Origin of the sequence: Burkholderia sp. AU33803 (genome assembly GCF_002223095.1) — a bacterium.
In the GTDB taxonomy this organism is placed as follows: domain Bacteria; phylum Pseudomonadota; class Gammaproteobacteria; order Burkholderiales; family Burkholderiaceae; genus Burkholderia.
Map to the genome: position 1 here is coordinate 117,960 of NZ_NKFJ01000003.1, position 14,443 is coordinate 132,402.

Consider the following 14,443-nt stretch of genomic DNA (forward strand, 5'->3'; position numbering starts at 1 on the left):
ATTCGAGAACAGAAAAATCATGACCACTGCGGGCGTCCTTCAACCCAAACCTACCGACGTGTTCGTGTCTCCGATCATGAAGATCACGGAGGCCGACGTACAAGCCGGCATCGATTCATTCGACAAGTGGCTGATCAAGGTCAGCGGCGGCGTCGTCAACGTCGGCCGGCTGAAGACGGTCGCGGAGAACGTGCCGGTCCTGGCCAATATCTTTGCGGCAGTCGATGCGGTGCTCGATATCAAGGCGATGATCGAGCATGGCGACAAACCGATCGACATGTTCGACTGGGTCAACCTCGGTCTCGACCTGATCGGGGTCGTGCCGCTGCCGCCGGCCACCGCCGAGCTTCGGCTCGGCGCGCGGCCGGTGCTGAAGCTGATTCGACAGAAGGTCGTCGAGAGCGGCAAGGCAGCGGGGGAGGCTGCCATGCTGGCGCTGCGCGATTCGATCATCTCGGCGATGGTGGCGAACGTGCAGGAGCGTTACGCGGGCGAGATCGAGAAATTCCTGAAGGTGATACGTGATGGGCTGAAGGAACTGCTCGACCACTGCGCCAAATTCATCGGCGATCTGATGAAGGCTATTGCCGACGTGTTCGCCCACGCGGCGGGGAAAAAGTACGAAGTCGGGCACAACGTGAAGTCGGCCGGGTCGCATCTGAAGGGTGTCGGGGCGGCTATCGTTGCGTATGACGGCAGGAAGGTTCTCGACAATATCGGGGGATTCCTCTCGGATATCCGCAAGGTCGAGGGGAAGATCGCTATCAACACGGTGACCTCGGCCGCCGATTTGATCGACCCGAATTCGACGAAGAAGCTGCAGCTCTTCGCTGACGATATCTACAAGCGGATTCCGACGGTTCAGAAGTGCATTCGCGAGCTCGATGGGAACGATGCGGGCAAGATCGGGTGGATCATCACGATCGGTGAAGACGGCATGCGGAGCTGGCACAAGCGCAATCCGAAGCCGCAGACGACGGGGATTCAGGAACACACGACGGCGAAGGTCAATGAGACGCGTGCGCAGCATCGAATTGACGAGGTTCAAAAAACCACTGAAGCGCATCATCCGGGGCCGAATTGCTGCCTGACACATACCCCGGTGAAGACGCCACCTGCCGCCACCCTGAATTCAATCGGATTCGCGCTCGGCGACGAGCAGATCAATCACGAAGATTTCACGATCGACGGGCCGTTGCCCATTGTCTGGGCGCGTACCTATCGATCGTTCTTCGACGCGAACGACGAGCATGGCGAACTGGGCGCACGCTGGATTACGCCGTATACGACTCGTTTCGATATTGCCTCAGAAAAGCTCGTCTATCACGACGCCGCCGGACGAAGTATCGAATACCCGCTGCTCCGCGTCGGAAGTGCGCATGATGATCTTTCCGAGGGGCAAACGTTGTTGCGGCTGGACGAGCAGTGGCTGACCGTGACGCGCGGGCATGTGTTGCTCGAAGCGTACGAGCGGCACGGTAACGTGTTCCGTCTCGCATTCGTCAAGGACCGCGCCGGCAATCAGGTGACGCTCGACTACGATGCGGAAGGGCGGTTGCATCGCCTGATTGCACCGCACGTTCAGGTTGCGTTCCGACATGACATGCGAGGGCGGATCGTTGGCGTCACTCATCATGACGCACAAGGCGAATACGTCGGCACGCTTGCGAACTATGAGTACGACGACGAGAACGACTTGATCGGGGCGACGGATCGCTACGGTAATCGCCGCGAATACCGTTATCGACATCACCTCGTGACGCGATATACCGATCGCACCGGTCGAGGTGTGAACCTCGAGTGGAACGGTGACGGGCCGAAGGCAAAATGCTTCCGCGAATACGCCGATGACGGCAGCGATGAGGTTCGCCTCGCGTGGCATCCGGACTTCCGGATGGTCAGCGTGACCGATGCGCTTGGCAATGTCACGCACCACTACTACGACAGCAAGGGTTATTCGTTCCGTGTGATTCATCCGGACGGTAGCGAAGAGTGGATGTACCGGGATGCGAACGACAAACTCGTTCAGTACATCCATCGCGACGGTACCGTTGAGCGCATGGAATACGATGCGCGCGGCAACTTCGTCCGCCATCAACGTACCGACGGCAGCGTGGTCGAGATGGCGTATGACCAGAAGGACCAACTCGTCCGCGTGACCGATCCGCTTGGGCACCCGTGGCTGCGTGAATATGACGATGCGGGGAACATGGTTGCGGAGGTCGATCCGCTCGGCCACAAGACCGAGTATGCGTACGACGAGCGAGGGCTGCTTACCCGGATCAAGGATGCCAAGGGGGGCGTAAAAGCGCTGAAGTATGACGACGTCGGCCAGTTGATCAGCTATACCGACTGCTCGGGCAAGACATCGCAGTGGGCGTATGACGCTCAGGGTCGCCTCTCGGAAGCGAAAGATGCCGAGGGTGGGGTAACGGCATACCGTTATGGCGCGAATGGCCAGTTGATCGAAGTCGTGTCGCCGGCGGGGCGCGAGCAGTTGAGCTACGACGCGGAAGGGCGTCTGCTGACGCATATCGATCCGCTGAACCGCAACACGCGTTACGGATACGACGCGAGCGGGCGTATCAATATCCGCACCGATGCATTGGGACAATCGCTGTCGTATCGCTATGACCGGCTCGGGCGGATCGTCGGGCTGACCGACCAGAATCACGCGAATTACACGTTCCGCTATGACGCAACAGGCCGATTGATCGAGGAGATCGATTTCGACGGGAAGGCCACGCGCTATTCGTATGACGAGGCGAGCAGCCGTCTCGAGTCGGTCGACGAGGCGGGACAAGTCATGACGATGTCCCACGATCGCGGTGGACGGCTTGATGGCCGTTCGGTCGGCGAAGAGGCGGAGCGTTTCGCCTACGATCCGTTGGGACGATTGATCGAGGCCAGCAATCGATATAGCCGCGTTCAACGGTTCTTTGACCCCGTCGGCAATCTGGTGCGCGAGCATCACGCTTACGACCTGTTCGGCGCGAGCCGGAGCTTCGTGTGGCATCACCAGTACGACGAAATCGGTAACCGAATCAGAACGGTCAGGCCGGACGGCCATGCCGTCGATTGGCTCACGTATGGCTCGGGACACGTCCACGGGCTGATGCTGGACGGCAAGGAACTCGTTCAGATCGAGCGCGATGATCTGCATCGGGAAACATTGCGTACCCTGCCGAGCAAGATCGATCAACACACTGCATACGATCGCGCAGGCAGGTTGGCGCAGCGCACGGTACAGCGTGCGAATGCACCTGCGCCGCTGGCAGAGCGCCGGTATCGCTACGACGCGGCCGGCCAGCTCGTGCAGATTGAAGACAATCGCAGAGGGTTGACGGACTATCGTTACGATCCGGTCGGACGGTTGCTGGAGTCGATTGGTCCGGCGGGCAAGGAGCGGTTCGCGTTCGATCCGGCGAGCAATATCATCGACCCGGCACGTGTTGAAGCGCCTCGCACGGAGAGCCGGCCGAGTCCGGTACGTGCTACGGAGAGCACGTTCCCCGCGGAAGTGCCCAAGGTGTTGGGCAACTTGTTGAAGCAATACGCGGGGGAGCATTTCGCGTACGACGCGCGCGGCAATCTCGTTCATCGCAGATCGCCAGCGGGTGAGCAGCGTTACGAGTGGAACGCGTTCAATCGGATGACTGCAGCGACGGTTGACGAGGTCGCTCGCAGGAGCGAGTCGCGGTACTACTACGATGCGCTGGGCCGTCGGATTGCGAAAGAGGTGAACGGCGAGCGCACGGTGTTCGGGTGGGATGGCGACACGCTGGCGTATGAGAGCGGGGAGCAGGGCAGCACGCATTACCTTTACGAAGCGGGTTCGTTCGTGCCGATGGTGCAATACGTAAGTGCATCGGTAGACGGGTTCGAGACGCCGTCACGCCGTGAGACCGATCGCTATGTACCGGAAGACGATCCGTTGCAACGGTTGCCGGAACGGGTGGGTGAGGCGCACGCGTTCTATTACCACTGCGACCAGATCGGCACGCCGCAATTGCTGACGGATGATGAAGGCGATGTGGTGTGGGAGGCGTCGTATAAGGCTTGGGGGGAAGCGCGGGAGGTGATCGCGCGGGCGTCGAAGGCGGCGGGGATCGTGCCGCGGAATCTGTTGCGGTTCCAGGGGCAGCAATTTGATGATGAAACGGGGCTGCACTATAACCGGTATCGGTACTACGATCCGAACAGTGGGCGGTTCGTGTCGAAGGATCCGATTGGGCTCGCTGGTGGCGTCAATGTTTATCAATACGGGCCCAATCCGATACAGTGGGTTGACCCGCTTGGACTGACATGTAAGTGTCCTTGTCCTGGTACGTTCTGGACTGATAGGTCGCTACCTCGCGACAATCACGGCAATCCCGTGCCGGACGTAGACGCGCCTCACACGCAATTGGGTAGGAGAGACGGACGTCGAGGTGCGTACAACCAGGCACGAGAATGGGGTCACGATGCAAACGGGAATCTTGTTCCCACGCGCGACATAGATTTCACTGATCACGGCCGCCCCCAAAACCACCCGTGCCCACATCAGCACAATTGGCTTCCCAATCCGACGGGAGGAACACGACAGCACGGGCCCGCGGTCCCTATGGAGATGCCATGATGCAAATGCGCTCGTTTCCGATGAGTCGGTCAGACGGCTCCAAGATCTCGCTCGAAGAACTGCTATCAGTTGTTCCAGGTAGCGAATGGACTTGGTATGTGCTTGATTTTTACGGTATCGGTTGTGCCCCCGGCGGCCAAACCATGGTCTCTTTTGAAGAAGAGGTACGCTCTTCGGAAAATGGTGTCGCCATGACTTGGGCTGAGTTGAACGACTTTGCTCGCGCGTTGGATCAGACGATCGATTGCCAAATAGTTGCGACCATGCTTCAAAATCCGGTTTCCCGCGAGCGGGTGGAAAGGAGGGACTTTCGCGGATATGAGATGGTACTCGATGGATTTGATAGTACTGAATGGGCTGTTTGGGCTTGCGACGCGAACGTATCTGATTGCGTCGTAAGAGTGGCTTCGAAATTAAAATAGTAAGGGGTACGCCTCCCGTGCTTAAAGGCTTTATCAATGCCGACGGGGGCATTCTCGCGGGTAGAGAGTTAGCCAATGGGCCTGTCAGTAATTTCGTGTTCAAGGCATATGATGCTCCGAAGGAGGATGTATGCCTCGCAAACCGAAAGCCAAGCCGGTAGACCTGCCGGCCATTCCCGCCGAGTTACTTGAGCAATTCGGCAACGGCCCGATGACCGCAGACGCGATCAATGCCGCGACGCTGGCCCTCAAGAAGGCGCTGATCGAGCGGGCGCTGGGCGGCGAGATGAGTCACCATCTCGGCTACCCGCCAGGCGCTGCCAAGCCGAGCGCCGTGACCAACCAGCGCAATGGCACGGGCGCCAAGACAGTCCTGACCGAGGACGGCCCGATCCGTATCGAGGTGCCTCGCGACCGCGACGGCAGCTTTGAACCGCTGCTGATTCCCAAACATGATAGACGCTTCACGGGCTTCGACGACAAGATCGTCGCCATGTACGCCCGGGGCATGACCGTGCGCGAGATCCAGGGATTATTGCAGGAGCAATACGGCACCGAGGTTTCGCCCGATTTCATCAGCTCGGTCACCGACGAGGTCATGGCCGAAGTGACCGCCTGGCAAGCACGGCCGCTCGAACCGATGTATCCGGTGGTGTTCTTCGATGCGCTGCGGGTCAAGATTCGCGAAGACGCCGTGGTCCGCAACAAGGCGATCTACCTTGCACTGGGCGTTCTGCCCGACGGCACGCGCGATATTCTGGGTTTGTGGATCGAAGGCACCGAAGGCGCCAAGTTCTGGATGAAGGTGTTCAACGACCTCAAAACGCGTGGCGTCCACGACATCCTGATCGCCGTGACCGATGGCCTCAAAGGCATGCCCGAGGCGCTGGCCGCCGTATTTCCGGCGACCACGCTGCAAACCTGCATCGTTCACCTGATCCGCAACAGTCTCGATTACGCCAGTTGGAAAGACCGTCGAGGATTAGCCGCCGTGATTCGCCCGATCTACACCGCGCCGAGCGCCGAAGCGGCTCAGGCAGAACTCGATGCCTTTGCCAACGGGCCATGGGGCCAGAGATTCCCGACGGTCAGCGCGGCGTGGCGCAACGCCTGGGATCGTGTGATTCCATTCTTCGCGTTTCCGCCGGCGGTTCGCAAGGTTATCTACACTACGAACGCCATCGAGAACATCAACTCGCAGCTGCGCAAGATCATCAAGACCCGAGGACACTTCCCGACCGACGAGGCTGCCACCAAGCTCATCTGGCTGGCACTGCGCAACATCACTGCCGATTGGGGGCGTGCGGCTCATGATTGGAAGACGGCGATGAACCAGTTCGCTATCCTCTACGAGGATCGATTCGTTCGACCATCCGTATGAATCTCAACCCGCCTTGAACACGGAAATTCTGACACTCCCCGCCGCCCAGGGCAGCAGTTCGTCGATTCGGTTGACCGGGTGATCCGCGATGCGCGCCAGGACATACGCAGGTACGTCTCGGGATCGATACCATTGAGCTTGGCCGTGCCGATCAGGCTGTAAATCGCGGCCGCACGTTCACCGCGGGAATCCGCGCCGGCGAACAGGTAGTTTCGTCGGCCCAGGGCAACGCCCGCGTGGACAACCGCCTCGCCCACACAAGTCCGGACAGGTTTGCGCACACACCTGGCACCAACCGTCATGTTCCCGGCCACTTCAGGCCGGCCGCGTTTCGACTGACTTGCCTTGGGGTCGACGGGCGGCCAATCAGGCGTCGGCCAGTCTCACGGACCGGGAATTGGCATAATCACGGCTCGCCGATACGAGGGCCGCGGCGCAACGCACGCTCGTGCAATTGCCTCATCGCGGCTCCGGCGCATTGACTTCAGCCCAGTTACCACCGCAATACCCATGTCGAACACCATCACGACCACCGCGTCGCTGAAACAAATCCTCGAACATCCCGGCGACTTCTCCGGATGGCTCTGCCTGCCGTCGATGCCATGGGCGCTCGATACCGAGGGCGCATTCATCGAAGACGGCCATCAAGCCGAAGTCGACACGCCACCCGCCACCGCACCGCACCCCGGCTGGCGCGTCACACTGAACAGCGCGACGATCGAGGACATCGTGATCAACGCACACGACCAAGTCGACGAACCGAGCGTCGCGCAATTATTCGACGCATTCGTGTACTACGTCGACAACGACGAGTTCATTCTGCTCTGACGAGGCATGTGCCGTGCGCCACAGTAAAAAAGGACCGCCAAGCGGTCCTTTTTCATGCAGCGTCAACGTCCGAACGACGCCCACCCCTCAAGGCAACGAAATCGTCAAATTAGCCGACTCCGGCCCGACCTTGATGACTTGGGAATAAGGCGCCAACGCTTGCAGCGTCTTGTCCTTCAGATACGTATTCAGCCCGAGATACCCAAGCAGCGCAACCAGCGCAAAAACCGCCCCGATCGCCCAAACCGGCACTTCACGCTTGAGTCGATGCGCGATCTGATCGGGCAGCGGCCAATGCGGCGCAAACGCGGCCCGCTTGCCCTTCATATGCGCGATCTCGTCGCCCAGCCGCGCGGTGAGATAAGCCAGCTTCTCCGGCCCCTCGAGCAGATACTTCCCCTGGAACCCGAGCAGCAGGCACATATGAAACACCTCGAGCGACTGCAGCCGCGCCGCACCCTGCGCGCGACAATCCTCGAGATACTGGAAGAACTTCTCGCCCGCGAGCTGCTCGCCGAACAGCACGAGCTGCAGCGGCCGGCGTTCCCACTCCGTGCGGATCTTGAACTGCGACGACAGCACCATCTCGTCGATCGCCGCGCAGAACGCGAACTTCGCGCCGTACACGTCTTCAGCGGCGATATTCAGCTTCTTCGCGCCGCGCTCGAAGTCCGACAGGAATTCCTGGATGCGCGTGCCGAACTCGCCCGCGCTCTCCGGCTCCCGCCCGTTCTTGAGCAGGAACAGCATGAAGAACCCGTCGTACAGCAGGTCGAGCAGCGAACGGGCCTGGAACGAGGCGTCGGTCGACGCCGGCGTATGCAGGGGTGCCGGCGCGTTGTCGCCGAACAGGGAAGGCGCGTAGCTCATGATGTGACCGCGATCAGTTCGAATTTCAGGTCATTGATGCCAGTCGGCGCGTAGATCATCGCGGACTGGGCCTGCAGCATGCGTTCGTACAGCGGGCTACGCGAATCGAGCGCGAAGTAGCATGCGCCGGGGCGCACCGGAATCGCGGGCGGCACCTGCGGCGTGTACGAGAGCCGCACGCCGGGCATCGCCGACAGCACGAGCTTGTCGACGTCGTCGGGCGCGCCGACCTTGAAGCGGGCCGGCACTGCATCGACGAGCTCGACGCTCGGCATGTCCGCGGACACCGCCAGGTAGAACTCGGTCTTGTCGTCGATCTTGCCGGAATCGAGGCGGCCGAGGTGGAACGACGGGCGCACCTCGTCGAGCGTGATCGCGAAGTAGCGCGTCGAGATCACGGTGTCGAGCAGTTCGCGCAGCATCAGGTCGAGACGCGCGAAGCTCGGGCCCGGGTCGTCATGGCGGTACACCGGCAAATCAGCCAGCGTATAGCCCTTCGAGAACGTCATCAGCTGGCCTGCGAGGCGCAGCAGTTCCTGGAACAGCCGCTCGGGGTGCAGCGCCGAGTGCTGGTGCAGGTGCGCGAGCGTCGCGAACGCGGCGTTCGCGGTGTGCAGCAGCCAGAACGACGCGATGTCGCCCGAGCGGAATTCGATGATGTTCTTCGACGGCTCGCGGTGGAAGCCGTACAGCGCGTTCACCTTCGCCTGCAGCGCGTCGACGAGCTGGCGCAGCCGCTGGTGGAGGATCGGCGACGCGTCGATCGCGAGGCACGGCGGCACGAAGCTGTCGTCGATCTCGAAACCGGACGTCGCGGTGCGGCGCACGCGCACGAGCGGCACCGACAGCAGCTGGTCGCGCGGTTCGCTGTGCGCGATCAGCTTGACCTGCGTCTTCAGGAACGTGATGTCGGCTTCGGCGGCGTCGGTGAAGTTGTCGCCGACGCTCGTCTGCTCGCTGACGAAGCGCGTCATGAAGCCGGCGGCCGGATCGTCGCTGTAGTTGGTGCCGTTCTCGCGCAGCGGGTGCAGCGCGAGATAGAACACGAATTCGTTGATGCCGTCAGGCAGCGTGTCCAGCGCGATCGGCGGCGGCAGGTCGTCGGCCTGCGGCGCGGCATACAGCGCGCCGTCCGGGAACACGAGCGCAAGCTCGGCCACCCGCAGCACATTGCTGCCGAGCGCATCGCGGTCGATACGCACCGAGCGCACGCCCCAGTTGTACGGCTGGATCGCCTGGATCGATTCGAACAGGCGCGCTTCGTGGTACGCGTCCTGTCGCTGAAAGTGTTGAGGCCGGAGGAACAGCCCTTCCCCCCACAGCACCTTGGCCGAATAACTCATGTCAAATCCGGTTAATGTCGCGTTGCGATGTAATCGATTTGTTCGTGCCCGAATTAAATCGCCAATTGTTAACTCTTGTTAATTGACATTCGTGCGTCATTGTTTAACCGCAGGAGACCGAAGAAAGCAAATTCAGCGGTTGTGAAGGCGCACCCTGTTGCGGTGCGATGACAGTGCCGTCGGTGACCGTCATCGCGCAATTATGCAGGCCGATGATTATGCCGGATTTCTCCGACTTCACCGGGTCGAACGTCAGTTTCCATCGTTGGAGTGCGGGATCGCGGAACAGCGCGACGACGCCGAATGCCTGCGCTTCGCGCGAAACCTTCTCGGTCGCCGTATAGCGCTGGCCCGGAATCAGCGTGATTTCACGCACGTTGAGCAGATCCGCGCCCAATGCGGCCTTTTCCTTGGTCGGATCCGTGAATGCGTCGAACGGCGCCTGCTGGAACGACGTCGGGTCCTTCAGCGTATAGAGCCGCACGACGAGCGCGAGCGGCTTGTGGTCGGTCGCGGCATTCAGGTTCGGCGCGGCGGCGAGGGTGATGCCGAGGTTGCGCGGCGGCTTCTGCGCGTCGGGCACCTCGGGCTTGCCGATGCCGGCCGCGGACATCACGGCGCTCGCGGCCGAGCCGAGCAGCGGGGCGGCCGCGCATCCGGCCAGAAGGGCGCAGGCAACCAGTGGCAGCGCGTAGCGAATCATCAACGATCTCATCGTATTTCCGGCGGGCTGCCTTTTATCCCTGTCAAATCTGCCGGGTATTTCCGCGTTCGCCGCGTATCCCCGGCATTGCACTGTTCAACTATTAAGCACGCCCGCGTCGAGGCAGGCGCCCGGAAAATTTTTCCGCCGTCCGGGCGGCGCGTCGCGAAACCAGTAAAACTTGCCCGTTCCGGCCGAAAGAAAAATCGCTGCGAGCCCGCTGCGAGAGGCCATTGGAGGGGGTAGCGCCCGGTTTTAAAAGGAATTACTCTTCACACGACGATTGAATTATGAAAAATTGATCGGTACTATACCCGCGCGCTTCTTGCAAAGCAAAAGAACCAGATTCTCAACGATTTAAAACTCACGCGCCGGTGGATATAACGATGAAAGACCGTCTCTTCGCAAAACTGTCTGGGGTAGTAGTGGCTTGCGGCGTGATCGCCGGTTGTGCGAGCCAGCCTCCCGCGCCGCCGACCGCCGACGTGTTCAACAAGTCGCTGGCGGATGCGGATGCAGTTGCGAAGGCAGGGGATCAGGACAAGGCCCTCGGCCTGTACCAGCAGCTCGCGAAGTCGGATCCGACGCGCGAAGAGCCGTGGTCGCGCATCGCGCAAATCCAGTTCGCCCAGAACCATTACGGTCAGGCAATCGTCGCCGCGCAGGAAGCGCTGCAGCGCGACGCGACCGACCGTCAGGCGAAGAGCGTGCTGGCCGTGGCCGGCCTGCGGATCGCGACGCAGTCGCTCGGCGAGCTGCGCCAGGATTCGTCGCTCGCGGGTGACGCGAAGTCGGATGCGCAGGCGCTTGCGAAGCAGCTGCGCGATACGCTGGGCGAATCGGCGCTGTTCCCGCCGGAAACAACGCCCCGCGCCACGGGCCGAGTCAAGAAGGGTCGTACGGTCGTCCATACGAAGAAGGCGCAGACGCAGACCGCCGAAACCAACGTCGCGCCGCCGCCGACCAACACGTCGTCGGGCGGCGGGGCGAAGGGCGGTGACCCGTTCGGCGCACTGCGCAACTGACCGCAAAACTGACGCGATAACCACAACTAACCTGGGAGCCGTCGAGATGGCCAAGAAAGAAAGCATTCAGAAAAGCTTGCAGAAAATACGGCCGCCGCGCGTCCAATTGACCTACGAGGTCGAGAAGGGCGACGCGATCGAGGTGAAGGAACTGCCGTTCGTCGTCGGGGTCGTCGGCGATCTGGCGGGCCAGTCCGAAATCGAGCAGCCGAAGCTGCGCGACCGTAAATTCGTCAACATCGATCGCGACAATTTCGACGACGTGATGAAGGCGATCGAGCCGCGTGCCGCGTTCCAGGTGGAAAACCGCCTGAGCCCGGAAGGCGGCAAGTTCGCGGTCGACCTGAAGTTCCGTTCGCTGTCGGATTTCAGCCCGGACGAAGTCGTCGAACAGGTCGAGCCGCTGCGCCGCCTGCTCGAGGCGCGCTCGAAGCTCGCCGACCTGCGCAACAAGCTCGCCGGCAACGACAAGCTCGAGGATCTGCTGTCCGAGGTGCTGAAGAACACGCAGCAGCTGCAGGAGCTCGCGAAGGGCACGGGCAGCGACAAAGACGGCGAATGACGACGGAGTGTTGAGATGAACCAGCAAACGGCTGCGGCCCAAGCGAGCGGCGCGGACTACGCCGCCGGGACTTCGCTGCTCGACGACATCGTCGAGAAGAGCAAGGTCGCGAAATCCGATTCCGAGCATGCGCGAGCGAAGGACCTGATCGGCGAACTCGTGCACCAGGTGCTCGACGGCACGGTGATCGTGTCGGACAACCTGTCGGCCACGATCGACGCGCGCGTCGCGGAACTCGACCGCCTGATTTCCACGCAGCTTTCCGCGGTGATGCACGCGCCGGAATTCCAGCGCCTCGAAAGCACGTGGCGCGGGATGGACTACCTGGTCAAGGAAAGCAACACCGGCCAGACGATCAAGATCAAGGCGCTGCACGCACCGAAGCGCGACCTCGTGCGCGATTTCAAGGGCGCGAGCGAATTCGACCAGAGCGCGCTGTTCAAGAAGGTCTACGAAGAGGAATTCGGCACGTTCGGCGGCTCGCCGTTCGGTGCGCTGATCGGCGATTACGAGATCTCGCGCCAGCCGGAAGACATGTACTTCATCGAGCAGATGTCGCACGTCGCGGCGGCCGCGCATGCGCCGTTCATCGCGTCGGCATCGCCCGAGCTGCTCGGCCTCGAGTCGTTCTCCGACCTCGGCAAGCCGCGCGACCTGGGCAAGGTGTTCGATACGGTCGAATATGCGAAGTGGAAGTCGTTCCGCGACGCCGAAGATTCGCGCTACGTCGGCCTGACGCTGCCGCGCTTCCTCGGCCGCCTGCCGTTCAATCCGAAGGACGGCCAGACCGCGGAGAACTTCAACTTCGTCGAGGACGTCGACGGCACCGACCACGACAAGTACCTGTGGTGCAACGCCGCGTGGGCGTTCGCTGCGCGCCTGACGGCCGCATTCGACGACTTCGGCTGGTGCGCGGCGATCCGCGGCGTCGAAGGCGGCGGCCTCGTCGAGGACCTGCCGACCCACACGTTCAAGACCGACGACGGTGAAGTCGCGCTGAAGTGCCCGACCGAAATCGCGATCACCGATCGCCGCGAGAAGGAGCTGAGCGACCTCGGCTTCATCCCGCTCGTCCATTGCAAGAACTCAGATTACGCCGCGTTCTTCGCTGCGCAGTCGGTGCAGAAGCCCAAGAAATACAGCACCGACAGCGCGAATGCGAACGCCGTCCTGTCCGCCCAGCTTCAGTACATCTTCTCGGTATCGCGCGTCGCGCACTACCTGAAGGCGATGATGCGGGACAAGATCGGCAGCTTCGCATCGGCGCAGAACGTGGAGACTTTCCTCAACCGGTGGATTTCGCAATACGTCCTGCTCGACGACAACGCCTCGCAGGAACAGAAAGCGCAATTTCCGCTGCGCGAGGCATCCATACAAGTGTCGGAGATTCCGGGCAAGCCGGGCTCGTATCGTTCGGTCGCGTTCCTGCGCCCGCACTTTCAGCTCGACGAACTCTCGATTTCTCTGCGACTTGTCGCTGATCTGCCCAAACCGGCAAATTCATAAGCGAGTAAATCGCCCGGGCGGGCCGCCTGGGTAGGACGTTAAAACCACCTCTTTGGGGAGTCGAAGGGCCATGTTACATATGCACTTGCAGTTTGGTAGTCCCGCGGTGAAGGGCGAATCCGCGGACAAGGACCACCAGGGCTGGATCGAGCTGAAATCGTGGGATCACTCGATCGTTCAGCCGCGTTCGGCAACCGCATCGACCGCTGGCGGTCACACGATGACGCGTTGCGAACACGGCGACATGATCTTCACGAAGGAAATCGATTCGTCGAGCCCGCTGCTGTACCAACACGCTTCGGGCGGCACCACGTTCGACGAGGTGACGGTCCATTTCTCGCGCGCTGACGGTGAAGGCAAGCGCGTGCAGTATCTGGAAGTCAAGCTCAAGTACGTGATCATCTCGAGCATCGCCCCGAGCGTTCGCGAAGAAGGTCTGCCGCTCGAGACGTTCTCGCTGAAGTACGCAGCTGTGCAGTGGAAGCAAACCCAGCAGAAGATCGGCGGCAACCAGGGCGGCAACACGCAAGGCGCCTGGAGTCTGACGAAGAACGACAAGACCTACGCGGTCTAAGGTCGGTTGCGGCAACGGGGCGCTCGGCGTCCCCGTTGCCGTTTTCGCTGTGAATCCCGGCCGATGAAACGATTCGAACCCAGTTTTCTCGACAAGCTGTTCGACGACGAACCGCACCTGCCGGCCTCGGCAGCGATGCGGCAATTGTCGCTGGACGAGCTCAAGAACACGGTCGCCCGCGACGTCGAGGCGATCCTCAACACCCGTATCGCCCACACCGAAAACGAGCTGGCCGCGCTGCCGGAGTGCCAGAAGTCGGTGCTGACCTACGGGCTGAACGATTTCGCGGGGCTGAGCCTGGCGAGTCACTACGATCGCGCGTTCATCTGCAAGTCGATCCAGCAGGCCATCGCCCGCCACGAGCCGCGCCTGCAGCAGGTGCAGGTGACGTTCGAGCTGAACGAGCAGGCCACCAACGCGCTTTACTTCGCGATCCAGGCGCTGCTCGTCGTGCACCCGGCCGAGGAGCCGGTGAGTTTCGACGCGATGCTGCAGCCCTCGACGCTGCAGTATTCGGTCACGCGCGCACGCGCCGCAAGAATGCAGTAAATCAAGCCGCCGAGCGGGCCGGACCGCCCGGTGGTGGATCAGGGTCCGGCAGGAAATATTGA

At 61.5% G+C, this 14,443-nt stretch carries 12 protein-coding genes and 1 pseudogene; 9 read left to right on the plus strand and 4 right to left on the minus strand.

From position 1 onward, the window contains the following. The first annotated feature begins 19 nt into the window (after positions 1-19). From CFB41_RS01985 to CFB41_RS01990, 3 genes are all read left to right on the plus strand, one after another. On the plus strand, positions 20-4,618 hold the full coding sequence (locus CFB41_RS01985) for an RHS repeat-associated core domain-containing protein (protein ID WP_256940832.1): 4,599 nt from the start codon (positions 20-22) through the stop codon (positions 4,616-4,618). After that, complete coding sequence (locus tag CFB41_RS37130) at positions 4,615-5,040, plus strand: hypothetical protein (RefSeq protein WP_143330790.1); 426 nt, start codon at positions 4,615-4,617, stop codon at positions 5,038-5,040. The genes CFB41_RS01985 and CFB41_RS37130 overlap by 4 nt, the downstream gene beginning before the upstream one ends. A gap of 130 nt (positions 5,041-5,170) precedes the next feature. Then, on the plus strand, positions 5,171-6,421 hold the full coding sequence (locus CFB41_RS01990; protein ID WP_089455483.1) for an IS256 family transposase: 1,251 nt from the start codon (positions 5,171-5,173) through the stop codon (positions 6,419-6,421). A 3-nt stretch (positions 6,422-6,424) separates the two neighbouring features. Here CFB41_RS01990 and CFB41_RS01995 read toward each other — a convergent pair. Then, a pseudogene (locus CFB41_RS01995) lies at positions 6,425-6,651 on the minus strand (transposase domain-containing protein); the annotation flags it as partial. Positions 6,652-6,931: 280 nt separating this feature from the next. Between CFB41_RS01995 and CFB41_RS02000 the strand changes: the two are divergent. Beyond that, positions 6,932-7,249, plus strand: coding sequence for a hypothetical protein (locus tag CFB41_RS02000; RefSeq protein WP_089455484.1), 318 nt, complete (start codon positions 6,932-6,934; stop codon positions 7,247-7,249). 87 nt (positions 7,250-7,336) lie between these two features. Here the strand turns inward: CFB41_RS02000 and icmH are convergent, their stop codons facing one another. The 3 genes from icmH to tssJ all read right to left on the minus strand — a co-directional run bounded on the left by icmH (position 7,337) and on the right by tssJ (position 10,177). Next, positions 7,337-8,119, minus strand: a complete 783-nt coding sequence (gene icmH / locus CFB41_RS02005; protein ID WP_089455485.1) for a type IVB secretion system protein IcmH/DotU — start codon at positions 8,117-8,119, stop codon at positions 7,337-7,339. After that, positions 8,116-9,462: a type VI secretion system baseplate subunit TssK gene (tssK, locus tag CFB41_RS02010; protein WP_039352024.1), complete on the minus strand. Its 1,347-nt coding sequence runs from the start codon at positions 9,460-9,462 to the stop codon at positions 8,116-8,118. The genes icmH and tssK overlap by 4 nt, the downstream gene beginning before the upstream one ends. A 103-nt stretch (positions 9,463-9,565) precedes the next feature. Beyond that, positions 9,566-10,177 (minus strand): type VI secretion system lipoprotein TssJ, encoded by a 612-nt coding sequence (gene tssJ, locus CFB41_RS02015; protein ID WP_089439097.1) that lies wholly within the window; start codon positions 10,175-10,177, stop codon positions 9,566-9,568. A gap of 374 nt (positions 10,178-10,551) precedes the next feature. Between tssJ and CFB41_RS02020 the strand changes: the two genes are divergently transcribed. From CFB41_RS02020 to tssE, 5 genes are all read left to right on the plus strand, one after another. Beyond that, positions 10,552-11,190, plus strand: coding sequence for a tetratricopeptide repeat protein (locus CFB41_RS02020; RefSeq protein ID WP_089455486.1), 639 nt, complete (start codon positions 10,552-10,554; stop codon positions 11,188-11,190). 46 nt (positions 11,191-11,236) lie between these two features. Then, the gene (tssB, locus tag CFB41_RS02025) at positions 11,237-11,752 is read left to right on the plus strand and encodes a type VI secretion system contractile sheath small subunit (protein ID WP_027783377.1); all 516 of its coding nucleotides are present in this window, start codon (positions 11,237-11,239) and stop codon (positions 11,750-11,752) included. Positions 11,753-11,767: 15 nt separating this feature from the next. Then, positions 11,768-13,258: a type VI secretion system contractile sheath large subunit gene (gene tssC / locus CFB41_RS02030; RefSeq protein ID WP_011350759.1), complete on the plus strand. Its 1,491-nt coding sequence runs from the start codon at positions 11,768-11,770 to the stop codon at positions 13,256-13,258. Positions 13,259-13,328: 70 nt separating this feature from the next. After that, a complete protein-coding gene (locus CFB41_RS02035; protein WP_006477093.1) occupies positions 13,329-13,832 on the plus strand; it encodes a type VI secretion system tube protein Hcp in 504 nt (167 codons plus the stop codon). A 63-nt stretch (positions 13,833-13,895) separates the two neighbouring features. Beyond that, positions 13,896-14,381 carry a type VI secretion system baseplate subunit TssE gene (tssE, locus tag CFB41_RS02040; RefSeq protein ID WP_006477092.1) on the plus strand — a complete coding sequence of 162 codons (486 nt, stop codon included), beginning with the start codon at positions 13,896-13,898 and terminating at the stop codon, positions 14,379-14,381. Positions 14,382-14,443 lie beyond the last annotated feature (62 nt).